Raw genomic sequence first — 25060 nt, 5'->3', positions numbered from 1 at the left:
CAATCGATATATGGGTTGGAAAAATAGCAAAATGGTTTGCCGGACGATTTGTGGCCGGTATTGTAAAGTAATTTCAAATCACTAGCGCGGTTTCTTAGCGTTGCCGGATGCGGTTGCTTTGGGCCGGGTTCCTTTTTTTGCTGCAGTAGCCAACACAAAATCGATTTTGCTGGTTTCAAGATCGACACGTACCAGTTGGACGCGTATACGATCGCCAAGTCGGAATTGTTTGCCGCTGCGTTCGCCTAACAATGTGTGTTTTACGGCGTCGAAATGAAAGTAGTCGCTTGGTAAGTCGGAGATATGCACCAACCCTTCCACATACACATTATCGAGTGCCACGAACAGACCGAAGCCTGTTACGTTGCTAATAACACCATCGAAACATTCGCCGATTTTATCCTGCATATAAAAACATTTGAGCCATGCTTCGACATCGCGGGTCGCATCGTCGGCGCGCCGTTCGGTCATGGAACAGTGTTGACCCAATGCACTCCAATCGCCCGGTTGATAGATTTCGCTATTTAAGACTGCTTTGATTGCGCGATGAACGAGCAAATCGGGATAACGCCGGATCGGCGAGGTGAAGTGCGTGTATGCATCGTAAGCCAATCCGAAATGTCCGGTTAAATCCGGACTGTAAATAGCCTGCTGCAAAGACCGCAGCATGACCGTTTGCAATAATTGGGCATCCGGTCTGCCATGTATTTTGAGTAAGGTTTGCGCATAGTCTTTAGCGCTCGGTTTATTCTTGCCTCCGAGCGGAATGCCAAATTCTTTCAGGAAATTGCGTAATGCTTCGATTTTTTCCGGCACCGGGCTTTCGTGAATGCGGTATAACGTAGTTTGTCCATTTCTTTGCAGAAAATCAGCGGCACAGACATTCGCCGCCAGCATGCATTCCTCGATCAATCGATGCGCATCGTTGCGCTGCACCGGCAAGATTTTTTCAATTTTTCCTTGATCATTGAAAAACATTTGCGTTTCAGTCGTTTCGAAATCAATTGCGCCGCGTTTCTTGCGGGCTTTCAGTAGCGCCTTGAAGAGTTTCTCGAGTAATTGTATGTGCGGTAATAGCTCGGAATATTCCAGTGCTTCGCTGCAACAGTCGTCGGCCAGCATTGCAGCAACTTGGCTGTAGGTTAAGCGTGCATGGGACAGCATGACGGCGGGATAAAACGAATAATCGATAATCTCGCCACCCGTCTTAAAGCGGATCTCGCAAACCATGCATAGTCGTTTTTGGTTTGGATTCAGTGAACACAATCCGTTTGACAACACTTCGGGAAGCATCGGAATGACCCGTCGCGGAAAGTAGACGGAATTGCCGCGATTGAAGGCTTCCCGGTCGATTGTATCGCGCGGTTTGACATAATGGCTGACATCCGCAATAGCGACGTACAACCGGTAACCTTTGCCGTCTTTCTCGCAATAGACTGCGTCATCAAAATCTTTCGCGGTTTCACCGTCAATGGTTACCAGCGGTAACTGACAGAGATCCCGGCGTCCGGTCAATTCTTTCTTTCGGACGCTCTTCGGAAATTTTGCCGATAGTTGGTCGATTTCGGCTGAGAATTCATAGGGGAGATCGTGTTTGCGCAGCGCAATTTCAATTTCCATTCCCGGTGCGGTGTAGTTACCCAGAATTTCAACGATTTTGCCGATCGGTTGAGCGTGTTTGCTGGGTTGCTGGATAATTTCCACCATTACAACTTGTCCGGCCTTAGCCTTTAACGAATGTTCTTTGGCAATCAGAATATCCTGGTTGATGCGCTTATTCTCCGCTACCACAAATAAAATGCCGTGATCGATATGCAATCGCCCGACTAATTGCGTATTTTCCGATTCCAGAACTTCCACGATCGCCGCTTCGCGCCTGCCGCGCCGATCCAAGCCAATTTCGCGTACCAGCACATGATCACCGTGCAGTACTTTGTGCATTTCTTTGGCGCTGAGATACAAATCGCTGCTGCCATCATCAGGAATTAAAAAACCGAAACCATCCGGATGCCCTTGCACTCGTCCCTTGATCAGGTTCAGTTTCTCCATTACGCAAATATCGTCTTTACGGTTTCGAAAAATCTGTCCTTCGCGCATCATCGCCACCAGTCGGCGATTGAATAGCGCTTGTTCTTTTTTAGTAATCGATAGGAGTTTATACAGCGCACGTTCGGCAATCGGAATGCCTTGTTGCTTTAAAATCTGCAGGATATATTCCCGGCTTGGCAATGGTTGCGGATAGCGTTCCTTTTCACGCTTGAAGAAGGGATCCAGATCACGCAATTTCTGCTTCTTGTTATTTGACAAAACAGTGATTTCCTATAGAATTACGCGTTTTTCGGCAGCCTAATCTGGCTGCGTTATGCCCAGATGGCGGAATTGGTAGACGCGCATGGTTCAGGTCCATGTGCCTTCGGGTGTGGAGGTTCGAGTCCTCTTCTGGGCACCATCTAAGTAACTTAATGCATTGAATTTAATAGAAAATATTTTAATAAAAATTTTTTCTATGCCCAAAACTATGCCTAAAAAAATTTGCTGGGCAATTTTTAGCTAGTTTTGCGGGCGAATCGCATTATCCTAATCCGCCGCAAATCTTATATCACATTCCGGTAAATTAATTTTGAAAATGGAATCAATCGGAAGTTAATTCTAATTCGCCTTCTAATCGCTGCCCGGTTTTTAGGCAGTTAACTTGCCTGATTTCTAGGCAATAGCAGTTTTGACCCCCCCCTATTTAAATGCGGTTTTTTGCACACGTAGGCTGAGAGCGGTCTAGACCTTAAAGAGACGTAGAGATTTAGACCACCCCCGGTCTGATATAGGCAGGGTATACCCCCCCTCCGAAATTCCCGCACACAAAAATCTGATGGAACGAACGGTCTATAAGGGGATTGGTCCAGACTTTTTGCCACCCCCGGTTATGCCTTGGATTGGTAATCAGTACATGACTCAGGCGCAATCAGTACACGTTCACCGATATAAAAAGCTTCCAGTATGTGGTGTTGCTTACCGCACACGTAGCGGTATACCGGGCGGCCATCGGTTGGTATCCGTTCCATGCTGATGTGTTTGCACCCTTGGCAGCTTGCGCCAGTGTTTCTGGCTTTATAGAAAGGGCGGATTGTTTTGATCGGATCAATACCGTGATTCTGGCAAAGTATCGCCCATGATTTGATTTGTTCAGATTGTGGAATGGTTTGGAGTTTCCAAATTGCTTCGAGTGTTTCTTCTTTGGTGAGTGTTGCTTTATTGCAACAGATCAATAGCAGGGTAACTGCAATCGGATTAATCGGGTGCGTTTTTGCCGCGCAATAATTATCTGAAGCCAGCCCTTCACCGGGCGCATGATTTTCTTTCTCTTTCCTATCCCCTGTTTTTTGTGTCGGAACAGTCGGAACAGTCGGAACAAAATCCTGAAACCCGCATGAATCATTGCTATCAGTGTTCCGACATTGTGCATTATCCGTTCCGACAAACCCCGTTTTGTTCCGACAGTTATCCACATTTTGGGGGGGGTGCTCGCTGCTTTCCGGTGCAATCAGCGTATCCCAGTCAATCATTTGGTGAACCCCAAATGGTGGGTAGGATGTGAAATACCCGCTGCATACCGCAGCCTGGAAGCCGTTTCTTTGTTGCTAAATTGCGACCATCGCCCGGCTTCATGCAACCACGGTCGATCAGCAGACGAGCAACTGAGCGGGAATCGAATCCTTTGCAGATTTCTGTTTTGAACACTTCCGGCAAACAAAAGAACTCCAATTCTCCTTCATGGTTCTTTTCGCGGAAACCAGCACGGTTCAACGTTTTGGGCGCGTGACTATCATCTGCATTTGCCCGGTCGCTATCGGTAAACCTTGCCTCACCGTGCAATTCCAGAAAATGCCGCACTTGTTCAATCATGGCCCGCTCTTCCTTGTTGCCTTCACCGCCGAAGGCTTGCAGCCATGCTTTAAAACATGTGATGGCGGCTTGCATCGCTTCACCCGGTAGCCATCCGGTAATGTCCCAATCGGTAGCCAGCTCTCCCGCTGCACCGGCCAAAGCGAACCTTGCGGCCACCCGTTGCGCTTGGCCGCTGGCTGCTTGGGTAAGCGTTGCTTTCTCGAACTTTTGCCGAGCATTAAATAGCGATTCCCGCAATGTTTCCCGATGCTTCAGCACGTGCTCAATGAAAGCAGGGAAAGCCGTACCATAGTGCTTATTCACGGCGGCATTTAACGCTTTAGAGAATTCATGCCCGTTCTCGAAACCGTGCAGATTCTCGAAACAGCCTAATCCTTGCCCGGCATCGGCGGGAATATCGGCCATTCTTAGTTCAGCACCTGCGGGTGTTTTCTTTCCAGCTTCGGCCACATGCTGGGCCAAACTCAATTCACCGGCTGATAAGAACAGCAGCCGCCATTTAGCGGTATTTCGTGCGCCTCCGCTGACATTCGCTCGAACCTTAGCCGCACCGTTAGCCAGCATGTAAGCTGACTCACCGGCTATTCGGGCATCGATCATTTTCAATTCGTCCAGGGTCAAGAGCGCGTCACAGTGGGATAGGGCGGTGCTTTCCAAGCCGTTATCGGTCGATCGCCAGCGTTGCAAATACTCAGGCGAACCGCACACGCTACCGGCCACGGTTAAAGCACTGGTTTTACCGCTGGAAGTGGTACCGCGAAGATGAAAGCCGCCCGATTCCATTTCGATCAAATGCAGTAACGGCGCAGCGAACGCAACCGATACCGCAAACGTTAACCGGCTATTGCCTACGCACAAAGCCGCTACATGCTCGCGCCACTGCTTCAGCGTACCACGTTGCCGGAATAAGCTCGAATCAGGCTTGCTATCACTGAATAGCCATTCATCACCGGAATGACCTATGGAACCATCCGGCAACACAAACACCAGATCATCACCAATACCATGCCAGCCGGTGCGGTTTGTCGTGCTGGCGCGTTTCTCGGGGTTTTGCGTTTGCAGGTATTCAATGACCAATTGCCGTGCTTTGGGTGCAATGGTCAAACCTTCGGAGAGCAACCGGCCTGAAGCTTCCAATCCATCGCCATTGAACGAACGGGCAGGGATCACCAACTGTTTAACCTTGTTGTCCGGATCGGCGAAACGAACCAGCGTTCCCCATTCCCGTGAATCGGTATCTCTTGCCAATGCCAGCACTTCCAGCCGTGCGCATACCTTGCGGCGGCGTAATCGCCCGTCTTTGGTCGGCTCCAGAAAATATAATCCGTCATCGAACAATTCAAAACCACGTTGCACGGCTTCCGCTTGCGGCTCATCGGGTTTATCGGCTGGCTTCGATTGCCCGGCGCCGGGGTTGGCATTAGGTAAGAACGCATCCTCACGCTTGATGAAATCACCGAACCGGGCAGCATCCCAACCGCACGCCACCAAATCAGCGGCATCGTCTCCCGGCCTCAGTTGTTCACCAGCTCCGCGTTCCAACCGGTCGACATCCAACACCCGAACCGAACGTGCACCCGCAGCCGTCAACCGCTTCATCAAATCATTGGCGGCTTTTTTGCCGGGTAGATCGTAATCCGGGAAGATCACGCAATCACGCCCGGCCAGCGAGGCATAATCACTTTTCTCCACGGCTTGTGATCCACCTTGCCAGCACAATACAGGATGATCAGGCAGCAGCTTTTGCAGGGCTTCCGCTGCCTTTTCGCCTTCGGTAAACCAGCACGTGGCATCATGGAATTGCAGTAATCCGGGCAAGCCGAATAACGGGCGCAATCCCGGCGGAACCTTGAACCGCCATTCGTACTTATTGCCTTTTTCATCATCACCGCCCGGCGAAACCGGGACGGCATTCGATTCTTGTCTGTTGGCTGATGGCTTACCATTGCCCGGCTTTATGGAACCGTTTGTGGCGCGTTTTTGCGGGTTGCTTGCTTCCGCTTCGATACCCAGAAAAACCGCCAAACGATTGGCGGCCTTTCCTTGAGTCTCATTTTCCAGGTAAGCGACCAGCGACACCAGATCAAGCCCCTTGTCGCCGGTGGCAAAGTCTGACCATGCGCCGGTATGCAGATTGATTGAAAACGAACCCGGCGCGCTGTCCGATCTCTTCGGATTCAGCGGCAGGTATTCATGCCCTTCACGTTTGCCGCTGGGCAGCCAGTGATTCAGAACGGAATCAATGCTACCCAGTGCAGCGGCTGCCACCCGTTTAATGTAGGGAATCGTGGGCATCTGCATCACCTGCTTCGATTTGCTCTTCCAACTGACGGAGAACAACTCTTAATGTGCTTGCGGCGTTATCGACAGATAACAAAAGCGGAGCCAAATCGGTGTTTTCGATCACCATGTTCGACTCGAACACTCTAAATACGTGGAATAACAGATCATGCGCAAGATTCAAATCTCTTTGCGGTTCACCTTCCGGCGTCATGTTGCTTATATCCCAAACCGCTTCGACAAGACGCCTTAATTCAGCCACAACACCTTCACTATTATCCAATGCTTCGCATTCACCCCCTTGATAACAAAAACGTAGATACAACGCGCCAATGTCATTGATTGCAGTTTGTACTTGTTCAACAAGCCTTGAGCGATCCTTATACATGCTAGCGTTACCGGCGAAGTCGTGTCGTCCGAACCATTTCATTTGCGCCAAAGCGTCATTGAGAGAGCTTTCGATTCCGCTTATAATTAAACACAAACTAGGAATATCATTTTGAGTGAAGAAACGCGCTTCACCACATTCTCCCGGCGTAAGCGTTATCGATAGAAATGTCAATTGGTTCTCAGCTTGCCTGATATTTTCTAACACATTCTGAAAAACCCCTTCGGTACCGCCCGACGAAAGCAGGTTACTTCTTATAGTTTCGACTTCTTGTTGAAGAGGAAATAACGCCGCATTAAATCCCGCCGCCCGATTCTCTGTTAAGACAATCAGGTCTTTGCTTGAGCGCAATTCCTGGCACATGAAACCAACTGCATTTGCAAGGTATTTCAATTTCCAGACAATGCCAAAACCCACATTAGGATGGATCAATCGGTGTTCGTGGCAGGTTGATGTAGCAGGGCTATCAGCGACTTGGATTTGATTTGCTGCGGTTGCAGCGGTGTTAGATATTGTCATGATTCATGCTCCTTTGTGTGAACGGTTTCGAGAAAACCGCCACCCGTGCGGGACACGGGGCGGGCGGATAAATCGGGTTAGCAGACCGGACACAAGACCGGCGAGCCCTTCGGCTCCCCAAAATATCCACCCAAAACAAAAGGGCAAATAAATAACGGATATAAAAAAACCGCTCAGCGGCGGTATCCGCTTGTGTAACAGGCTGCTAAACCCGTCCATTGATTTTGCAATGGCACAGCGAGCATAAACCCAGCAGAAGGGCAAAGTCAATAGAAAATCATTCATCTTGAATGCCTCCTATTGATCGTTGATCTAACCACTTGAAAAGATCACAAGCAAAGATGTGTTGTTTCCGCGTATGCCCCGGATGACCTGCAATCCATTCTTGCAATAGGTCATGCGCCTTACCGGGTGCGGGTGGCGATACTCTGCAAGCGCACGATGCGGCTATCTTTCCTGATGATTGGTTAAGCTGAATAGGCAAAGTTAACCCCGGCTCATCGAAGTGAATCAGAATTTCCGCAATCAGTTCATCAAGCTTATGATTCAAAATCGCAGTATGAAAATCAGCCGCTACTGTTCGCATGAAATCACCGATTAATTCCGGGTGGGTTTTGGCATAACCTTCACCGAATTTAGAATCAATGATGCGGACCGATTGATTGAAGTATGTTTCTGCTGAATCCCGCGCTTGTAGCATCAGGTCGGTAGGGGTTAGCTGATTGCTCATGCCGCCACCTCGCATGAGTTCTGGCGATCTGCAATCAATCGCTTAACAAGCTCTTTAATTTCGCTTTCAGATTTACCGGCAATCAGGGCGGCGTTAATTGCAGCCACTTCATTTTCCGGCCACCCAACTGAGCGCCCGCCCAAATTAACCGGCGGCGTCATCATGCCTTTTTGAATATCATCGTAATGTGCTGATCGGCTTTTTCCACGCAGTTCTAACACGCGCGGAAGCCGTAATAGTTTGTTTGTCATCATTCACCTATAAACATTATTTGTACTAATGAATCCGCCCGGAATTGCTGGGCGTTGTGTGAATGATGAAATGTGATGAAACTGCCACACAACCGGCGTGACAGTAGTTTTTTCGATGTAAAAAAAGAAAGGCTAGAAAAGCGATAAGCTATTCTTATGAATCAGGATTATCTTTTAATGCACGCCAGATAGTTCTTTCGCCATATCCTTTTGATACTAATTCTTTTACGAGATTTGTTTTATTCTTATGAGGTTTAATTTTAGATAATTCACTAAATTCCCGTTTGATTTCCGCGTAATTAGCTGCCGCTTCTTCCTGCTGTTCACAAATACGTTTTTTATTTCCGGCGTTCATCCTATCAATCGAAGGAAAATATTTTTGCTTACTGCTCAAATAAATATTATCCCTGTGCATAACGATTTCAAGCGAAGCGGCATGGTAGCGAGTTAAGGTTTGTTTTAATTCGTTAATGCAATAACTTACCCATTCATGATCACCAACATATTTATAGGTATACATGGCCATTTGCAATGATCTTGCAGCGGCATGGTACGCCGGGTCATAGAATCTTGTGTTTTTTCCATTCACCAGCCCCCATCTGCCATGATCAAGTTCATTGACAAGCCACCAAAGCTCTTCAGGATCATTCATGTATTCATTAAATTCTTCATCCTCTTCCAAATTCCAATCTTCTTCATCAATCCAAAACCGCTCATACTCGAAACATGCTTTTTTAAGTTGCCCAATGAGGTAGCACATAGTTGAATATTTAAATATATCTTCCCATTCATTACTTGAAATATTGGGCGGTGCTGAATTGGCGTTTTCATTTAATTGGTCGAGTAAACCGAATACATGATCAAGGTCACTGATATCACTAAAAATGAGTATTTCTTCAGTACGCGGGTATCGATCAGGTAGTTCTTTGACTGCTGGCTTATTGGATTTCTTGCCTTTTCCTGGCATAGCACATCCCTTCAAAAGTGCACCCTTCAAGAAAGGTCACTCCAAGGCGGTTGAAGGTATCCGCTTTTTCGCCTGGCCGGGCTATGGAGTGATTAAATAATTCTAGCCGGAAAAATCTTTTTCTACTCAAAAATTTCCCGAAGCGTTATTAGATTTGAAGCCAAGATATGCACAAAAAAACGTGGATTTACTTTTTCAAAGGAATGTGAATTTTTTCTGTATGTTTTTGCTATCCCGCTTCACAGGATTTTCATATTAACTATTTCAAAATATAACTGAAATTTGGGTGTCAAGGTTTGAGCAACCGTTTGAAATTTATCTGAACGCATTGCCCTCTGTGGAGGTGGATCGATGGATCAGTTCGAGGTTTGCATAAAGCATTGCGATTATCGAAATTTTCATCTTGATACGATGGAATGGCCATCCATTGTTTGCAAAAATTCCTCAATTACCGTTTGGAATAGTGACAGTAGAGTAATTAGCTGTTCACTCTTAATTGTTGCTACAGAAAAACTGCTATGGTCCATGGTCAAGCAGTTCCGTAATTGTAGATTCTCTTTTCATTGCTGGTTAATCCTATGAAAACCGAGCCGAAAGAGTGGTTGATTCTGGGTGTAACCGAAGATAATCAACCATTCAGGCCAAGCGATTGGGCGGAAAGACTCTGCGGAACACTTGCATGTTACAAGAATAGCCGTTGGGTGTACTCAAAATATGCCCATCCCGTTATTCGTCAGGGTAAAGTTTGTGTGTTGGTTGAGGTGGCTTTAAAAGGTACAAATCCGGATGGTTACAAATTTATTATGGATTTTGCCTATGACAATAGGCTTCAAGTAATACCAGGAAAAGAAGTGATTTGTCAGGATACAGTTGCCGCAGAAATGCAATTCATATCATTTATGAGAAAACTTAGATTGATTCTATTGATGCAACAGAGAAAGGTTAAATTTCCTTTTAGATATTGATTGGAATTGACTCAAGGCCATTGCCTTGCTTCCCGAGTCGATTTTTGGATTTGAAGTCAAGATTTGGGTTGCTCAGATATCGGGCAATCGACACGAAGAACAGGGGAGCGCTTTTCAAAAAAGCGGGTAACTTATGCGAGTAGCTCTAAATGTTGAAAATATAGGGTGTTCCTAATAAAGGATTTCAACGAGTAATGCGAATCCTCACAGACAACGAAATTATTTTACTGAGGTCTTAGTAGTTACACTTAAAAATTCAAGTGTATCAAAAGGTTTTTATCAATTCATTTTTGGCTGAAGCCGAAGGAGTATCTAATGAAAACACAATTTTCGTTTGTAGCTTTATTGGTTGTTGTATTACTTACATTCAACTCGGTTAATGCTGCCGAGGAAAAGGTAAGCAAAGACCAAGTACCAAAAGCAGTACTTGAAGCTTTCGAGAAAGCCTACCCAAATGCCAAAGAGGTTGAATTTGAGAAGGAAATGATTGAAGGGAAAGCTGCTTATGAAGTGGAATACAAAGAAAATGGCAAAGAGTATGAAATTCTATATGACTCTGAAGGGGTAGTTTTGCAGAAGGAGGAAGCCATTGACGTAAAAACGCTCCCGGAACCAGTAGTTCAAGCCATAACCAAAGCATACCCAGAAGCAACTATCAAAGAGGCGGAGAAGGTTATGGCACCTGATGGCACGATTACGGGCTACGAAGTCGAAATTAAAACGGAAGGTAAAGAGCTTGAACTCGAATTGGATACCTTCGGAAAAATCCTAAAAACTGAACAGGATTGATTCAAACTGGATTAAAGAGATTTAGGCGGATCATCGGGTATTCTTTCCCTGTTTGTTGATGCACGAGGACTCCGCGAAATTGCGGCTCTAAATGAACCGGCTTCCCGGTTTGGGACAAATTGGCGGCAATCTTATCTCACCCTCAATTTGAGGGTGGGTTATAAATTATTCATGATATTTATCTGCACCGGTATAGCTTGATTGGATGATGGGGTAACGTTTCGTTACGTCATAGGGTGAATAATTTCAAGTGCATCGTAAATTCGTTCTTGTCATCTATACTCTTCAAAAAAAATCCATAACACCCTTTCAAAGTATTGCCCTTCAAGATAGGTCGCTCCAAGACGGTAAAGGTATCCGTTTTTCGTTCCGCCGAACTATGGAGTGATGAATTAGTTTATCTTAAGAGCTTGTTTTATCAACAAGTAGTCTTATGGAAATTTAGCTTTTTATCTATTGTGTCGTTAAGTGTGTATAATACACATTATGAGTAGTGCGGAGATTATCAGGCAACTTGAAAAAGCAGGGTGGGTGCTTCGAGGCGTGAAGGGATCGCATCATATCTATACACACCCGGAACGATCCGGGCATATCACTGTTCCCCACCCTAAAAAAGATTTAGGAATAGGGCTTGTTAACAAGTTATTGAAGCAGGCTGGTTTGAAATAAAGGAGTGTAAAAAATGAGATTCCCAATTGTGATTGAACCGGGAGACGATAAGCACGCTTTCGGCGTGATCGTTCCCGATTTGCCGGGCTGTTTTTCGGCGGGCGATACTCTGGATGAAGCGATTGACAACGCACGGGAGGCGGTTGAATTATGGCTCGAAACGGCGATTGATGATGGATCTGCGATTCCTGAACCGCGTTCTATCGGTGAACATCAATCGAATCCGGAGTTTTCCGGCTGCGTGTGGGCCGTGGTAACGATTGATCTTTCTGAATTATCGGACAAGGCGGAAAGAATAAACATCACGCTGCCCGCCCGTGTATTGCGGCGCATTGATGCAGCAGCCAAGGCAGCAGGCGAATCACGCTCAAGCTTTATTGCCCGTAAAGCTTTACAGGAAGCTTGCACTTGAAAGGCAATTAATGCCGCATGCCTTTGGCGTTTCCTTCGATTTATGAAACGGCATCACGCCGCGCCATTTTGGCTTTCTTTGTGGGCGGTTCGAGTAGGGTAGCGGCCACATCATGAAGTGTTATTAATAGTTTCAAATGCCGTTGCGCCCATACTGGTAACGGCGCGATCCCGGTCAACCAATTGCTGACTGCGACCGGAGTAACCCCCGCTTCCATTGCAAAATCAGATTGCTTCCAATTCAATTTTGCTAATCCGTTTCTGAACTCATCCCGTGTCATTTCTTCCTGCTTCATAGTGCTTTCGCGCGCGCGTGAGAATAATTACGCATCTTAGCAAGTAAAAACAATTAAAGCAACTTTATTCATAGGTGGGAAATAATGTAATAAAATTAAATAAAATTTATCATAAAGTGGTAAATAGTTATAGTTGTATTATTTAACATAATGCTCGTTATACGCAGTTGGTTTTTATAGTAAAGTCGAAGTGGGGAATTGTTTTATTACAATGAGTTAATCGGTGTTTTTATACTTTGTGTGTGTTTGCGCATTCATTTGAATAATTATTTATGAGCTATGAATGGCGGGTGTGCATAACAATGCTAATAATGCAGTTGTTCCTTGGCGTGAGGTGGACAACAGGATCATTCCGCGCCGGATTTTCGTATTAAAACTTGCTGAAAATCTCAAAATATCCGGTACCAATCGAAGCATAAAACCCACGAATTACCCCAAATTGTCGGAACAAAATGGGGTTTGTCGGAACGTTTTTTGAAAATGTCGGAACACGGAAAGCAATGATTCATGCGGGTTTCAAGATTTTGTTCCGACTGTTCCGACTGTTCCGACAAGTTTTTAAGGGGGTAGGATAAAAATACAAAAAACAGCATAAGAAAAAATCACCTTGCATTTTTGAATAGCTGGATAACTGTTTCATTATTTTTCAGTGCATCAACGTAGTCAGCCCATTGTTGAATTAGCTTATGGCGCTCATCAAGGAATTGCGTTCGATCATAAGCTGCTTGTACTTCTCCCTTTTTGGCATGTGCTATTTGTGCCTCTAATACATCAGGTGCAATCCGCAGTCTTTCTCTTGCTATGGTTCTGAAGGTTGCGCGGAATCCATGCGTAACTGCTTTGTCACGCATTCCGTTTTCCCTAAGTACCTTGCTCAAGCTATCGCGGTGCATGTGCTTATTAATCGGATCACTAACACCAGGAAACACAAACGGCGATTCACCGGTAAGCGTTCGCAATTGCTGCAGCATCGTAATCAATTGATCGGGTAGGGGTGTGATATGGTCGTTACCCATTTTCATGCGGCTGGCTGGTATGTGCCATTCGTTGCTATCCAGGTTCAATTCATCCCAGCGCATACCGGCGACCACACCGGGACGGGTTGCTGTGTACAAGCACGTCAATAAGGCTACCTTTGAATGAATTGAATTTATGCTTTCAATTGTTTTAAGTAAGGCTGGTAAATCGGCCGGTTTTGTAACAGCGGCATAATGTCCTTTCTTGCAGTCCGGAAGCGCACCCTTCAGAGACAATTCACGGCCATCCTCCCGCAAACCTTCCTGAATCGCATAGTGAATAATCTGATTAGAATATTGCCGTGCTTTTATTGCTAACCGTGGGGCGCGTTCGTGGATCTCAAGCAACACTTGTTTTACATCGGACGATGTAACCTCAGCTACCGGCTTCTTTGCTAACCGGGGTAATAAGGAATCATCCAGTATTTCCCTTGCCTTACGGGCGGTTTCTTTGGCCCATTATACCATTCTTCGGAAACTGCCTTGAATGTTCCACGGATTGCGATTTCTTGCTTTAATCTCTCTGATTTCTTATATTCAACAGGGTCAATTCCCTGGCGTAGCCTTTGCCGGATTTCTTCCGCTGCGATACGTGCAGCACTAGCCGTTACATCAGGATAAGAACCGAGTCCAAGCATATTGCGCCTTCCATCCGTTCGTCTGTAGCGTAAAACCCAACGCTTATTTCCTTTGGTATCTACAACGAGTTCCAAACCATTGCCATCATATTTAGTTTCACCGGGTTTAGCTGCCCGGATTTGTATATCTGTTAAACTGGTAACTTTTTTAGGCATGGTTCGGGTCTCCCAAAATTCCTATGCCTAAAACTATGCCCAAAAATTTCCGGCTGCGCAAGGATTATTATGGATTGTTACGGACACCAATTTTTCAAAATGGCTTGGATATTAAGATTAAGAAAGGGTATTTTGGATTGCTGCGGAAGTGAGCGGATGAGGGTTCGGGGTTTCTTCTGGCACCATCAACATAATACCGTAGTATTATTCTAAACGATTGGTTATCGCCACGCAGGGTTAATACGATACACGATATGCTTGGGTTGCGTGTAAGTTGATATCTAATTTTCGTTGACAAATATAGCGATGCAACGATAAGAAAAATATTAGGGTAACGAATCAATGTAGTGATAAATTATGCTCATCAGAGAATTTCAAGTAGAGCGCACTTGTGATCCTGAATCTTGTTTCAAAGCTACGGAAGATCAGTAACCTGTGCTGTGAATTGCTGGTCGATTCTGCATTTCAGTGAATAGCGTTTTCTATTGCTTCAGCGAACTTATATCAATGACCGCAGATCCACTTGTTAAGTCAACCCGGTTAAAATGAAATGAAAATGACCGATTCGAGTGAATTGTTTCGTGTTGGTTATCTCATGCTGAATCAACATGGTCTAATTCAAATAATCAATCCAGCCGCAAGCAGGTTTCTTGGAATCGATAAAAACGAGCTGTTGCATAAGAATTTTTCCTCTTTTATCGTCTCAGAGGATAGATTGCTATGGGATCGCGTATGTTCGTGTAAAAATGCGCATGATCTGCGAGGAAGCCTGCAGTTACGATTACTGCGTTGCGATGGTTCGGCTTTACTTTCAAACCTCCAATATCATTATCAAAAAGATGAATTAGGCTTGTCGGTATATCGCGTATTCCTGACCGAAGCTTCTTCACCCAATTCTCCAGGAATCGCCACTCATTCCACATTTTCGCAGACCGATTATTTTTTCGCGTTTTCCCCCGTGATTGTTTACAAATGCGATGTTTTTTCTCCGCATACCATAAAATACATCAGCAGCAATCTAACCAAAATTCTTGGATATACTGTCGACGAATTTCTTTCCGTGCCGGATTTTTGGAACAATCGTATTCACCCCGAAGATCGCGATAAAGTATTTGCCAATCTTTCGCGCTTATTTTTCTTCGGTACACAGCTTCATGATTATCGGTTTAAACATCAGAACGGTCAGTGGAGATGGATCAGAGATGAGCTTTATTTAATTATGGATCCGAACGACACTACCGTGGAGATTATCGGCTATCGAAGCGATATCACTGAGAATCGGGATAAAGAAGTTGCGTTGTACGATTCGCGCAATTTGCTTAAAACCATTGTTGATACGGTACCGCTGCGTATTTTCTGGAAAGACAAGCAATCGCGTTATTTGGGTTGCAATCCCGGGTTCGCCAAAGACGCCGGTCTGCAATTACCGCAGCAGATAATTGGCAAAACTGACTACGATTTAAGTTGGACTCATGAGCAAGCCGATCTTTATCGCACCGATGATAAGTACGTCATCGATTCCGGCGTTTCCAAGCTTTATTATGAAGAGACGCAGAATACCTCGAGCGGTAACACGATCTGGTTGCAAACATCAAAAGTGCCGCTACGTAATACTGAGTATGAAGTCATCGGAGTACTCGGAATCTATCAAGATATTACCGAACAAAAACAATCCAACGATACCATGCGATTGGCATCCGCAATCTACCATTACAGTAACGAAGCCATTATGGTAACGGATGAAAATAATCGGATCATGGCGATTAATCCGGCCTTTACTCGAATGACAGGCTATGAGTTGGATGAAATTAAAGGCAAAAATCCGCGAATATTTAATTCCGGGCGGCACAAAAAATCCTTTTATCGGAAAATGTGGCAAAGGCTACTTGCCGAAGATCATTGGCAAGGGGAAATTTGGGATCTTCATAAGAATGGCAGCATTCAAGCGAAATGGATGAATATCAGCATCATTCGTCAGGTCAATCAGCAGATCTATTGTTATGTTGCGCAATTCTCTGACATCACTGAGAAAAAGAAACTGGATGAATTATATTTGGCGCAGGCCAATTATGATGATTTAACCAATCTGCCGAATCGAAGCTTATTCAAATATCAATTGAATAAGGAAATCAAAAAATCGCGCCGCAATAATTTGCTGCTATCTTTGTTGTTTCTTGACTTGGATCATTTCAAGGATATCAACGATACGCTTGGGCATGCGATCGGGGATAAACTGCTCACGGAAGTTTCGTCACGCATTTTAAAGTGCGTACGCGAAACCGATACCGTAGCGCGTTTGGGCGGTGACGAATTCGCAATTATTCTTCCGGATATTACCAGACCGCGTATTGAAATGATCGCTCAAAATATTATTGTGGCGTTAAATAAACCCTTCATTTTGGATCAAAATAAAGTCGAGCATTTCATTTCAACCAGTATCGGTATTGTGTTATATCCGGCAGATGGGCTTGACTTGGAAAATCTCATGAAGCATGCCGATCAAGCAATGTATAAGGCGAAATTGGAAGGGCGGAGCCGATTTTGTTATTTTACCCGTTCGATGCAATTCGAGGCCTATGAGAAAATGACGCTCACGCATCACCTTAGAAGCGCATTGGCAAACGATGAGTTGCAAGTTTACTATCAACCGATTCTGGATTTATCCAGCAAACGGATTATTAAAGCGGAAGCGCTATTGCGCTGGAAGCATTCAAGCCGAGGCATGATTGACTCATCCATGTTCATTCCCATTGCCGAAGAAAGCGGTTTAATCAATGAGATCGGCAATTGGGTGTTCATGCAAGCGTGTTCGCTGATTAAACGCTGGCGGGATGAATTTGGTTACATTATCCAGATCAGCGTCAATGTATCGCCCATTCAGTTTAAATATTTCAATAAATATTCTTGGTCGGAGAAACTGAGTCAACTAGGATTGCCGGGAAACTGCATCAATGTCGAAATTACCGAAGGATTGTTATTGAAAGATACCTCCGATGTTAAGGATCGGCTGCTGGAATATCGCAACGCCGGGATTGAAGTATCGATTGATGATTTCGGTACCGGCTTCTCTTCGCTTTCTTACCTGAAAAGATTCGACATCGATTATCTCAAGATTGATCGTTCATTTATCAGCAACCTGATTAACAATGAAACCGATCGCGCATTGGTCGAAGCCATTATCGTAATGGCGCATAAACTCGATATTTATACCATCGCTGAAGGTGTCGAATCCAAAGAACAGCAGGATTTATTGATCCAATTCGGTTGCGATTACGCGCAAGGTTTTTATTATTCTCCCGCCATCCGGACCGGTGAATTTGAACGCTTGCTGGTGAATCAGCAAGCGTGAATGAGCTTCAAGATCAGCGTGTTTGGGCGGCGTTGTTCGATTCGGAAGTCTGCCGTTATTTCACTAAGCTGGCGGTTTTCAATTCGAAGGTCAGCATCGGCGCGTCGGTAATCCGCTGCAGCTCCACGGCATATGTGGTGATATTACCGCTTTCACCGGTGACGTTGATAAATGGTATTTCCAGTTTACCGGTGGCTTGAGTGAATATCGTGACATCGTCACGATAGCGTTCCGCCAATTGTTCAGCTTGCGCTAATTCAAACCGGAGTGGCGAGCTTCCGGCGATCAGTTGTAAGCGTACGCGGTAAAACGCTTCGTCGCCATTGGAAAATCTCGCAGTGACCGCGGGAATGTCAACCGTGCTACCGTCGAATCCGGCATTGGGAATCAGTTTGTAAACGGTGCCGGTTTCGCCGAATGGCGTGCCGGTGGTATTGCCGAGCACGTAGAGTTCGCCGTCGCCATCTTGCCCGAACCCAAGCACCCAGAAACCCGGTTGCGCGCGATCCGCAAGGTCCAATTCAAAAATGGCGCTGCCATCGGTATAAAAGATTCGGCCATCGCCGCTACCGGTTTTTGAAACATCGCCAAAGACATACTTTCCTTGCAAATCGGTGATGGTGTTGCCGTGATAAACAAATCCGCCAATCACAGCGGTGCCTTCATCATGATCATATTGCACCACTGGATCTATAAAGTCGCCGATGGTTGCGTCGTCGGTTACAAATCCGGCACCGGTGCCATTCGAATCAAAGTTAAAACTGCCTTCCTTTAATCCCCACCCATAATTGCCGCCTGCTTGAACCAAATCAACCTCTTCGATTGCGTTCTGTCCGACGTCGGCTAACACCAGTGCGCCAGTTTGCGTATCAAACGAAAAGCGGAATGGATTACGGAAGCCGTATGCATAAGTCTCAGGGAGAACAGTCGATGAAGCGACGAAGAGATTGTCGGTTGGAATACCGTAACGGCCGTTGTCTGAATTCGTTCCGAGCGGATCAATCCGCAGCAAACTACCAAGCGGATTGGCCGGATTCTGTCCATTGCCGTTAGCGCCATGACCGATCATCGGAGCGCCGATGAATATCTGACCATCGCGATCATCAGCGCCGCCGCCATCGCCGAAAGCGATATAGAGTTTTTCATCCGGACCGAAATTGAGTGCGCCGCCGTTATGATTGAACTGCGGTTGATCGACAGTCAGTAGCAAGCGGCTGTCGATGGATGCCGGTTCTGATGTGAAGTTCGATAAATTCAGCTTCCATTCGCGAACGGCGGAGCGATGATTTGCCGACCCGCCGGGCGGGATCGTGGAAAAATCGCTATTCGCCGCCGCCGGCTCGGAAGTATAAGTATAGACCAGTTCGTTGCTGGCATACTGCGGATGGAAAGCGAACCCGAGGAATCCACGCTCATCGTATGATTCGCTGCCGAAAGCGCCCAGCGGCACCAGCAGCGTGGATAAGTCGAAGAACGCTTTACTACCGTCGGCCAGATTTATTCGCCACAATTTACCGTTTTGATCGCTCACGTACAAATATTCGGAATCACCTGGTGCCGAGATGCCCCAGTTCGGTGCGGCCAGACGCGTTGCGACAGTTTTTAGCCGCAAGCGGATAGCGCCTTTCCCGATTACGGCAGGAATCGGGTTATCCAGTCTCGTGGCTAAAGCTGTGTCATTGGCACCGGCTTCCAACGCAATGGCCGGGCATGCCAGGCTCAGTAATGCAACAAACATAACCAGTTGGTAGGTTTTCATGCGAGACCTCCTGTCAGCAGAATGAGGGTTCGAGAGATTGAGTCGTGGTACGATTTATCGCCAATGGAAGTTTTTTATAGCTGTTGTGCCACTGCAAGCTGACACGATAAGCTATTTTGATTGATGTGACAATGCAACCCGCTGCTAAAATACGAATCGGCACCGATCCGCGGCGTTCATCCGCATCAGTGATCAATCCTCTGTTTCCGAAGCACTTATTATAATTTCATTCGATTATTATGCGTGTCTATTTATCGTCGACCTTAAACGATCTCTATTCTGAACGGCAAGCGGTCAAGGAGGCGCTGGGCGGCGAATGCGTGGTGGTCGAGAGTTATTCCGCCGACGAGCGCAGCGTGCGGGATAGCTGTCTTGCCGACGTGGCTGGTTGCGAGCTGTATATCGGTATCGTCGGGCGGCGTTATGGGCACATTCCTGATGGAGAAAACCAATCCATTACCGAGCTCGAATACCGCCAAGCGGTGGCACGTGGTATTCCAACCTTGGTTTTTATCAAAGACGATGACGAGATCAGAAGAAAATTTGACGATGCAATTACTAAAGAAAATCCTGCAGAGTTGATCGAAGCCTTCCGGCAGCAAATCGCCAGCCGCGCCGCCGAATTTAAAACGGCGGAAGGATTAAAGGCGCAGGTTGTAATAGCCTTTTTCCATCACTTGCGGCGGAATCAAACACCGCAACGAAAACGCATCGAAGGCGAACCCTATCCCGGTTTGCGCGCTTTCAGGCCGGAAGAATCCGATCGCTTTTTCGGGCGCGATGTCGAGATCGAGGATTTGCTCGAGCGGTTGCTGGCGCGCAATGACCGTTTCATCGCGGTGATCGGACCATCTGGTTCGGGCAAATCGTCGCTGGTGTACGCCGGATTGATCCCGACGCTGAACCAAAGCCATGTAAGTGGTATGCGCTGGTTTCCTGTTAGTTTCTCACCGCGCGAATTGGGCGACGATCCGTTCCTGCCGCTGGCAGCCGCGTTGAGTAAAACGTTTCCCGGTTGCGGCTGGCGCGCGCCGGATCTATCACAGCGATTGCGCGCCGATCCGGCCAGCATCGCAACCATTGCCGAAGAAGCCATACAACCGCAAGGTACAAGTGCGCAATTGCTGCTGTTTGCCGACCAGTTTGAAGAACTGTTTGCGGCAAAAGTCGATGCGGCCGCGCGCGATGCGTTCTTTCGATTGCTCGCGGCTGCGGTGGCCAGCCCGTGGCTGCACGTCATGGTGGCGATGCGCTCCGATTTCTACAGCCAATGGCCGCAGGACGAAGCTAGTGCCGCGTTGCTGCGTAGCGGACATTATTCCGTCGGCACGCCCGGCGCTGCCGCGTTGGAAAAAATGATTGTCGAACCTGCCAAAGCCGCCGGGCTGACCATTGCGACGAAGCTGGTGCAACGCATCCTCAGCGATACCGGAACGGCGCCGGGCGCATTGGCGTTAGCCGAATTCGCGTTGGCGCAGTTGTATGCGCGCAGAAACGGCAACGAGCTGACCGAAGCCGCGTACCAAGAGATCGGCGGCATTGCCGGCGCCATCGACGGTCTGGCCGAGGAAGCGGTGACACGCGCACAACAAACCAACAACCTGGACGAGGAAACCTTTTCGCGCTTGTTTCTTGCCATTGCCAGCGTCGAGCAGCGCAATGACGACGCCACCGGATCACTGACGGTGGTACGCCGTCGCGCACAATTGCACGAGTTATCACAACCGGCCTTGCAACTGGTGCAGCAGTTGATCGAGCGGCGCATTCTGGTCAGCCGCCAGGACGGCAACGACCGACCGGTGATCATTGAAGTTGGACACGAAGCCGTGTTCAGTCATTGGCAGCGATTCAAGGATTGGCATGGACGCTATGCTGACGATTTGGCGCTGCGCCGCCAAGCGGAACAAGCCGCGCGTGAATGGCAGAGTCAGCAATGTGCGCCGCTATTGCAATGGGGCTGGGAACGGCAAAAACCCGCCATTCTCGCTCTGGCCAACCTGCACCGGCTTGTTGCACCTGCGCTGGATGCGGATTTCAGCGACCCGGCTATTATCTTGTGGAGCACGTTGGAATCGTATCTGGAGCCACCATTGCGGCAATTTCTGTACCCGGAACCGCTGCGATTGCTCGATGAACTGAACACCGATGCCACCACGCATCAGCGGCGCGAAGAAGTCGGCCTGCGCTTGAATCAAATGAACGATCCACGCCGCGGCGTTGGTTTGGATGAACAAGGATTACCGGATATTACGTGGATTGATGTTCCCGCAGGTGAAATTACCTTGGGAACCCGTGATTATTTTCAATTTGCAGGTTTTCGCATCGCGCGCTATCCGATCACCTGGGTGCAGTATCGCGCGTTTGTCGATGCCAAAGACGGTTACAACAACAAAAAATGGTGGGACGGACTGAAAAAGGAAAGAAAACCGGGTGATCTTCTGTGGGCGTTTGATAATTATCCGGCGATCAATGTTTCCTACTATGACGCCATGGCGTTCTGCCGCTGGTTGAGCGCGAAATGCAAACTGACCATCCGGCTGTCGGCGGAATGGGAATGGCAATGGGCCGCCATTGGTAGTACTGGGCAGGATTATCCTTGGGGTGATGAGTGGCATCCGGCGCGAGTCAATTGCCGTGAGGCAGGCATCGGGCGCACCGTCGCAATTGGATTGTATCCGCTGAGTCGTAGCCCATTCGGCGTCGACGATATGGCGGGTAACATTTGGGAATGGTGCCTGAACGCTTATGATCAACCCAACGATATTACCTTAATGGACGATCAAGCCCGCGTGGTGCGCGGCGGTTCCTGGCACTATGGTCCGGGCCTCGCGCGCTCGGCGGCTCGCTACGGCTTCCATCCGGACGGTCGCGACGTTAGTATCGACTTCCGGGTGTTATGTGAGTCCCCCATCGTTGAAACGCTGCCCGCTGCGCCGCTGAACGCTGAAAAGCTGATGCGCTGAACACTGAGCGCCGCGTAGCGGCGCTCGCGGCTGGTTGCGGCAACAATACCCCCCGGCTGCCAGTTGTTTACCGGTTAGTTGCCGGTGTACTTGAACGCGGCCTAATCAATACGCATTATCTTTTTTGAAGACGACGAGGACGGTTTTGAAGATGATCCAGAGGTCGAGCCAGATGGACCAGTTTTTGAGGTAGTAGAGGTCATGCTCGATGCGGGCTTTCATTTTTTCTAGAGCTTCGGTTTCACCGCGCCAGCCGTTGACTTGCGCCCAACCGGTGATGCCGGGTTTGGCTTTGTGGCGTAGCATGTAACCTTTGATAAGCTTGCGATAGAGCTCGTTATGCGCGACGGCATGGGGGCGGGGGCCTACGATGCTCATTTTGCCTTCGAGTACGTTGAAGAATTGCGGCAGTTCGTCCAATGAAGTACGCCGCAGGAAACCACCGATTTTGGTGAGCCGCTGGTCGTTTTGCTTAGCTTGCTGAATATTGGCGCCGTCTTCGGTAACGGTCATGGAACGGAATTTGTAGACGATGATTTCTTCGCCGTTCAAACCATAGCGGCGTTGCTTAAAGATAACCGGACCGGGAGAAGTGAATTTCACCGCCAGGGCAATGCACAGCATGATCGGGGAGATCAGAATCAGGATCAACAGCGCCAGCACGAAATCGCTGGCATTTTTCACCACACCGTCGATACCGGTGAACGGTGATTCGTTCATGGCAACTACCGGGAGATCGCCGATATATTCGAAGCGTGCTTGCATCAAATCGAAGATATAAATATCCGGCAGGAAATAAATCGAGGTGGTGGTATCCGGCAGTTCATCCATCAGCTTCTGGATGCGCGGTTGCGATGCCATCGGCAAACTGATAAAGACCATTTCGACATTATGTTTCTGAACATACGGCACGACATCGGCTAATCCGCCTAACCGAGAACCAAAACTATTCGGACGGGTAACCGGTTCGGTAAAATGCAAATCAGTCCGCTCATCGTCATGAGACTCCAGAATGCCGGCAATCCGTGAGCTGCTGCGCTCGTCAAAGAAGCCTTGGTAGCTGATCAACAAGAAAGGCAGATCCGCGATATGCTTGATAAATTGCAAGCTGGTTTCGTTAGCGCCGATGACGACTGCCGATCGCAATTTACCTTTGTTGTAGAGATTGGTAACGATACTACGTACAGTCAAGTGACTTGCAATCAGCATCAACGGCGTGACGATAAACCAAGTCAATAAAACCTGCTTGGAAAACTGATTGTGAAATTTAGTGGCGTAACCGAGAAATATCAAAATGGCGACAATCACCAGCCAACCCATAATGGTATCGCGCATATACGCCAGCAACCGTCCTTTACGCCAATTGCGGTAAATCAGAATACGCTCGTAAATATAGGTGGAAACAAAAAAGGTGATGATCACCAGCACCAGATAGTAACTGGTAAAATCCTCGTGATACATCCAGGTGGTTAATATCAGCATGCTCCAGATGATGAAAGGGTCGAGCAAATGCTTGAAAAAAGCGACGATGGGTAAATCGTTAACTGTCATTATCTTCCGTAGGTATATTGCAGACCGAGCGTGGCGCCATTGGCGTTAAATCCGCCCAGTGCCTGATCGGTTTTTAAATCATTGTGAAAAGCCGAAGCAGTGAGTTGCAATCCGCGATAAGGCACGTAGATGAGTCTCATGGTTGCGTTGCGTATGGTATTGTTGGTACCCAAAGGCAATACGCTATCGGTCAGAAGCACGAAACTATTAAATTTCCGCGTTTCATAGGAGAAATTTCCCTCCAACCTGACTTTGCGCGAAATATTCCAAGAAGGCACGACGCTGACACCGGTATTGAGACCATAACTGGCGGTCAGCACTTGCATCGCCGAAGTTTCGCGCCAACCGTTGACCGTTAGTTCTATTTTATCGGTGGGTTGCCACTGATAAGCCAAGCGGGCGTTAAAGCCGCTAAAATTTCGCTCCGAGAAGCTGGCGTTGATACGCTCCACCCAGCCGCCACGCCAGGTAAAATTAGATTTTCCGGTGATCGCCCAAACCACCCGGCTCATAACCTCTATTTGATCATAGCTGTTGTCCCTGGCGGAACCATCCGGTGTTAATACCCGCACCGGGAAATCGCCGATGGTATAACGAAAATCGATCCCGACGGTATTCCGGTGCGCTGTGATGTAATCGAGGCCGCCCTCAAACCGATTCTCAACCCGGCTCAGGAAACGGAATAGGCCATTAGAGCTACCGGTATTCAAATCATAGCGGAGATAATCGGCAGTTACGCGCCAGCTGGGATGAAAGCGCCATGCGGCATTAAAAAACTCTGTCTGCTCGGCGCGGACATTTTTTAAGCCCGGCTGAAACAGAAACGGTGCTAACGATTGCACATAACTGGCGCCCATATTGCCTTCCAGCTGATTGCCGAGAAACCAGTTCCAGTTACCATTGAAACTTTTCAGATCGTTGTTCATTTGACTGAACTTCTCAAAGCGCGTATGGGTAAAATTCAAATTAGCGCTTAGAAATTGCCTGCTGATTCTTTTCTCCAGCATCGCACCGCCGGTAAGGCGATGGGACATATCAAAAAGATTATTCGTGCCGAGCAATGGTAAAGGATTGGTTTTTTCACGAATGCGCAACATATTGTCGTCGGCGGTGAATGTGTAACTGCCATAAGGTTTTATGACCCGGCCTATAACCGATGCAAATGCCATCGAGCTGGAGAACAGCGCGATCAATAAAATCAGTAGGCATAAAGGACGTACACCTCCGAGTGGAGGACGCTTAAAATACAGTTGAATGTGGTTAGATTTGGCTGCTATGAATGGGTGCCTCATTGACTTGATCTCAGAACTTTCCGTAACCGGATATCAGTGATTATCGACAGAGCATACTGCTTTTATTGAACATGTTCTCATAAAACTATTTTAAACAATCACTTTTCGCATACTTAATCACTAACTTTCGTCTTACTTACAACAGTTTGTTTTTTTACTGTATTGGGT

Annotated in this window: 19 protein-coding genes and 1 tRNA gene; 7 read left to right on the top strand and 13 right to left on the bottom strand. The window is 47.4% G+C overall.

The features are described 5' to 3' along the window. Positions 1–81: 81 nt before the first annotated feature. Positions 82–2307 carry a ribonuclease R gene (gene rnr, locus KF839_RS06745; protein ID WP_292917076.1) on the bottom strand — a complete coding sequence of 742 codons (2226 nt, stop codon included), beginning with the start codon at positions 2305–2307 and terminating at the stop codon, positions 82–84. A 57-nt stretch (positions 2308–2364) separates the two neighbouring features. On the opposite strand from rnr, the gene KF839_RS06740 reads away from it, so the two are divergent. Beyond that, positions 2365–2449 (top strand) — tRNA-Leu (locus tag KF839_RS06740). Between the two features lie 469 nt (positions 2450–2918). On the opposite strand, the gene KF839_RS06735 is transcribed toward KF839_RS06740, so the two are convergent. From KF839_RS06735 to KF839_RS06710, 6 genes are all read right to left on the bottom strand, one after another. Then, positions 2919–3560, bottom strand: coding sequence for a hypothetical protein (locus tag KF839_RS06735; RefSeq protein ID WP_292917075.1), 642 nt, complete (start codon positions 3558–3560; stop codon positions 2919–2921). Continuing rightward, entirely contained in the window at positions 3553–6198 is a 2646-nt protein-coding gene (locus KF839_RS06730) for a DUF927 domain-containing protein (protein WP_292917074.1), read from the bottom strand. Before KF839_RS06730 ends, KF839_RS06735 begins: the two co-directional genes overlap by 8 nt. After that, complete coding sequence (locus tag KF839_RS06725) at positions 6176–7090, bottom strand: hypothetical protein (protein WP_292917073.1); 915 nt, start codon at positions 7088–7090, stop codon at positions 6176–6178. The genes KF839_RS06730 and KF839_RS06725 overlap by 23 nt, the downstream gene beginning before the upstream one ends. Positions 7091–7367: 277 nt before the next feature. After that, on the bottom strand, positions 7368–7820 hold the full coding sequence (locus tag KF839_RS06720) for a hypothetical protein (protein ID WP_292917072.1): 453 nt from the start codon (positions 7818–7820) through the stop codon (positions 7368–7370). Continuing rightward, positions 7817–8071 carry a helix-turn-helix transcriptional regulator gene (locus KF839_RS06715; protein ID WP_292917071.1) on the bottom strand — a complete coding sequence of 85 codons (255 nt, stop codon included), beginning with the start codon at positions 8069–8071 and terminating at the stop codon, positions 7817–7819. Before KF839_RS06715 ends, KF839_RS06720 begins: the two co-directional genes overlap by 4 nt. Positions 8072–8225: 154 nt before the next feature. Further along, positions 8226–9038: a hypothetical protein gene (locus KF839_RS06710; RefSeq protein WP_292917070.1), complete on the bottom strand. Its 813-nt coding sequence runs from the start codon at positions 9036–9038 to the stop codon at positions 8226–8228. Between the two features lie 578 nt (positions 9039–9616). On the opposite strand from KF839_RS06710, the gene KF839_RS06705 reads away from it, so the two are divergent. From KF839_RS06705 to KF839_RS06690, 4 genes are all read left to right on the top strand, one after another. Continuing rightward, positions 9617–10003, top strand: a complete 387-nt coding sequence (locus KF839_RS06705) for a DUF3579 domain-containing protein (RefSeq protein ID WP_292917069.1) — start codon at positions 9617–9619, stop codon at positions 10001–10003. Positions 10004–10318: 315 nt separating this feature from the next. Continuing rightward, on the top strand, positions 10319–10792 hold the full coding sequence (locus tag KF839_RS06700; protein WP_292917068.1) for a PepSY domain-containing protein: 474 nt from the start codon (positions 10319–10321) through the stop codon (positions 10790–10792). Positions 10793–11278: 486 nt separating this feature from the next. Then, positions 11279–11461, top strand: coding sequence for a type II toxin-antitoxin system HicA family toxin (locus KF839_RS14860; RefSeq protein ID WP_292917067.1), 183 nt, complete (start codon positions 11279–11281; stop codon positions 11459–11461). A gap of 13 nt (positions 11462–11474) precedes the next feature. Continuing rightward, complete coding sequence (locus KF839_RS06690) at positions 11475–11873, top strand: type II toxin-antitoxin system HicB family antitoxin (protein ID WP_292917066.1); 399 nt, start codon at positions 11475–11477, stop codon at positions 11871–11873. A 40-nt stretch (positions 11874–11913) separates the two neighbouring features. Here KF839_RS06690 and KF839_RS06685 read toward each other — a convergent pair whose 3' ends face one another. The 3 genes from KF839_RS06685 to KF839_RS06675 all read right to left on the bottom strand — a co-directional run bounded on the left by KF839_RS06685 (position 11914) and on the right by KF839_RS06675 (position 13978). Further along, positions 11914–12168, bottom strand: a complete 255-nt coding sequence (locus KF839_RS06685; RefSeq protein WP_292917065.1) for a helix-turn-helix domain-containing protein — start codon at positions 12166–12168, stop codon at positions 11914–11916. A 602-nt stretch (positions 12169–12770) separates the two neighbouring features. Then, positions 12771–13607 (bottom strand): tyrosine-type recombinase/integrase, encoded by an 837-nt coding sequence (locus KF839_RS06680; protein ID WP_416362353.1) that lies wholly within the window; start codon positions 13605–13607, stop codon positions 12771–12773. Then, on the bottom strand, positions 13580–13978 hold the full coding sequence (locus KF839_RS06675) for an Arm DNA-binding domain-containing protein (protein ID WP_292917063.1): 399 nt from the start codon (positions 13976–13978) through the stop codon (positions 13580–13582). Before KF839_RS06675 ends, KF839_RS06680 begins: the two co-directional genes overlap by 28 nt. A 550-nt stretch (positions 13979–14528) precedes the next feature. On the opposite strand from KF839_RS06675, the gene KF839_RS06670 reads away from it, so the two are divergent. Beyond that, complete coding sequence (locus KF839_RS06670; RefSeq protein WP_292917062.1) at positions 14529–17327, top strand: EAL domain-containing protein; 2799 nt, start codon at positions 14529–14531, stop codon at positions 17325–17327. 55 nt (positions 17328–17382) lie between these two features. Here KF839_RS06670 and KF839_RS06665 read toward each other — a convergent pair whose 3' ends face one another. Next, positions 17383–19086: a PQQ-dependent sugar dehydrogenase gene (locus KF839_RS06665; protein ID WP_292917061.1), complete on the bottom strand. Its 1704-nt coding sequence runs from the start codon at positions 19084–19086 to the stop codon at positions 17383–17385. A gap of 239 nt (positions 19087–19325) precedes the next feature. Here KF839_RS06665 and KF839_RS06660 point away from each other — a divergent pair, with 239 nt between their 5' ends. Next, positions 19326–22049, top strand: a complete 2724-nt coding sequence (locus KF839_RS06660; RefSeq protein WP_292917060.1) for an nSTAND1 domain-containing NTPase — start codon at positions 19326–19328, stop codon at positions 22047–22049. A gap of 105 nt (positions 22050–22154) precedes the next feature. Here the strand turns inward: KF839_RS06660 and KF839_RS06655 are convergent, their stop codons facing one another. Together KF839_RS06655 and epsL are read right to left on the bottom strand one after the other, a co-directional pair. Then, a complete protein-coding gene (locus KF839_RS06655; protein WP_292917059.1) occupies positions 22155–23600 on the bottom strand; it encodes an undecaprenyl-phosphate glucose phosphotransferase in 1446 nt (481 codons plus the stop codon). Further along, positions 23600–24892, bottom strand: a complete 1293-nt coding sequence (gene epsL / locus KF839_RS06650) for an XrtB/PEP-CTERM-associated polysaccharide biosynthesis outer membrane protein EpsL (RefSeq protein WP_323802050.1) — start codon at positions 24890–24892, stop codon at positions 23600–23602. Before epsL ends, KF839_RS06655 begins: the two co-directional genes overlap by 1 nt. Between the last annotated feature and the right edge of the window lie 168 nt (positions 24893–25060).

The organism is Nitrosomonas sp., assembly GCF_019635155.1.
Lineage (GTDB): Bacteria > Pseudomonadota > Gammaproteobacteria > Burkholderiales > Nitrosomonadaceae > Nitrosomonas.
The sequence above is the reverse complement of the archived record's forward strand: the minus strand, read 5'-3'. Positions and strand labels throughout refer to the sequence as shown.

Excerpts from the sequence above, each read along its gene's own strand:
- KF839_RS06735 (WP_292917075.1), bottom strand. The coding sequence starts at position 3,560 with ATGATTGACTGGGATACGCTGATTGCACCGGAAAGCAGCGAGCACCCC.
- KF839_RS06730 (WP_292917074.1), bottom strand. The coding sequence starts at position 6,198 with ATGCCCACGATTCCCTACATTAAACGGGTGGCAGCCGCTGCACTGGGT.
- KF839_RS06725 (WP_292917073.1), bottom strand. The coding sequence starts at position 7,090 with ATGACAATATCTAACACCGCTGCAACCGCAGCAAATCAAATCCAAGTC.
- KF839_RS06720 (WP_292917072.1), bottom strand. The coding sequence starts at position 7,820 with ATGAGCAATCAGCTAACCCCTACCGACCTGATGCTACAAGCGCGGGAT.
- KF839_RS06715 (WP_292917071.1), bottom strand. The coding sequence starts at position 8,071 with ATGACAAACAAACTATTACGGCTTCCGCGCGTGTTAGAACTGCGTGGA.
- KF839_RS06710 (WP_292917070.1), bottom strand. The coding sequence starts at position 9,038 with ATGCCAGGAAAAGGCAAGAAATCCAATAAGCCAGCAGTCAAAGAACTA.
- KF839_RS06705 (WP_292917069.1), top strand. The coding sequence starts at position 9,617 with ATGAAAACCGAGCCGAAAGAGTGGTTGATTCTGGGTGTAACCGAAGAT.
- KF839_RS06700 (WP_292917068.1), top strand. The coding sequence starts at position 10,319 with ATGAAAACACAATTTTCGTTTGTAGCTTTATTGGTTGTTGTATTACTT.
- KF839_RS14860 (WP_292917067.1), top strand. The coding sequence starts at position 11,279 with ATGAGTAGTGCGGAGATTATCAGGCAACTTGAAAAAGCAGGGTGGGTG.
- KF839_RS06690 (WP_292917066.1), top strand. The coding sequence starts at position 11,475 with ATGAGATTCCCAATTGTGATTGAACCGGGAGACGATAAGCACGCTTTC.
- KF839_RS06685 (WP_292917065.1), bottom strand. The coding sequence starts at position 12,168 with ATGAAGCAGGAAGAAATGACACGGGATGAGTTCAGAAACGGATTAGCA.
- KF839_RS06675 (WP_292917063.1), bottom strand. The coding sequence starts at position 13,978 with ATGCCTAAAAAAGTTACCAGTTTAACAGATATACAAATCCGGGCAGCT.
- KF839_RS06670 (WP_292917062.1), top strand. The coding sequence starts at position 14,529 with ATGAAAATGACCGATTCGAGTGAATTGTTTCGTGTTGGTTATCTCATG.
- KF839_RS06665 (WP_292917061.1), bottom strand. The coding sequence starts at position 19,086 with ATGAAAACCTACCAACTGGTTATGTTTGTTGCATTACTGAGCCTGGCA.
- KF839_RS06660 (WP_292917060.1), top strand. The coding sequence starts at position 19,326 with ATGCGTGTCTATTTATCGTCGACCTTAAACGATCTCTATTCTGAACGG.
- KF839_RS06655 (WP_292917059.1), bottom strand. The coding sequence starts at position 23,600 with ATGACAGTTAACGATTTACCCATCGTCGCTTTTTTCAAGCATTTGCTC.
- epsL (WP_323802050.1), bottom strand. The coding sequence starts at position 24,892 with ATGAGGCACCCATTCATAGCAGCCAAATCTAACCACATTCAACTGTAT.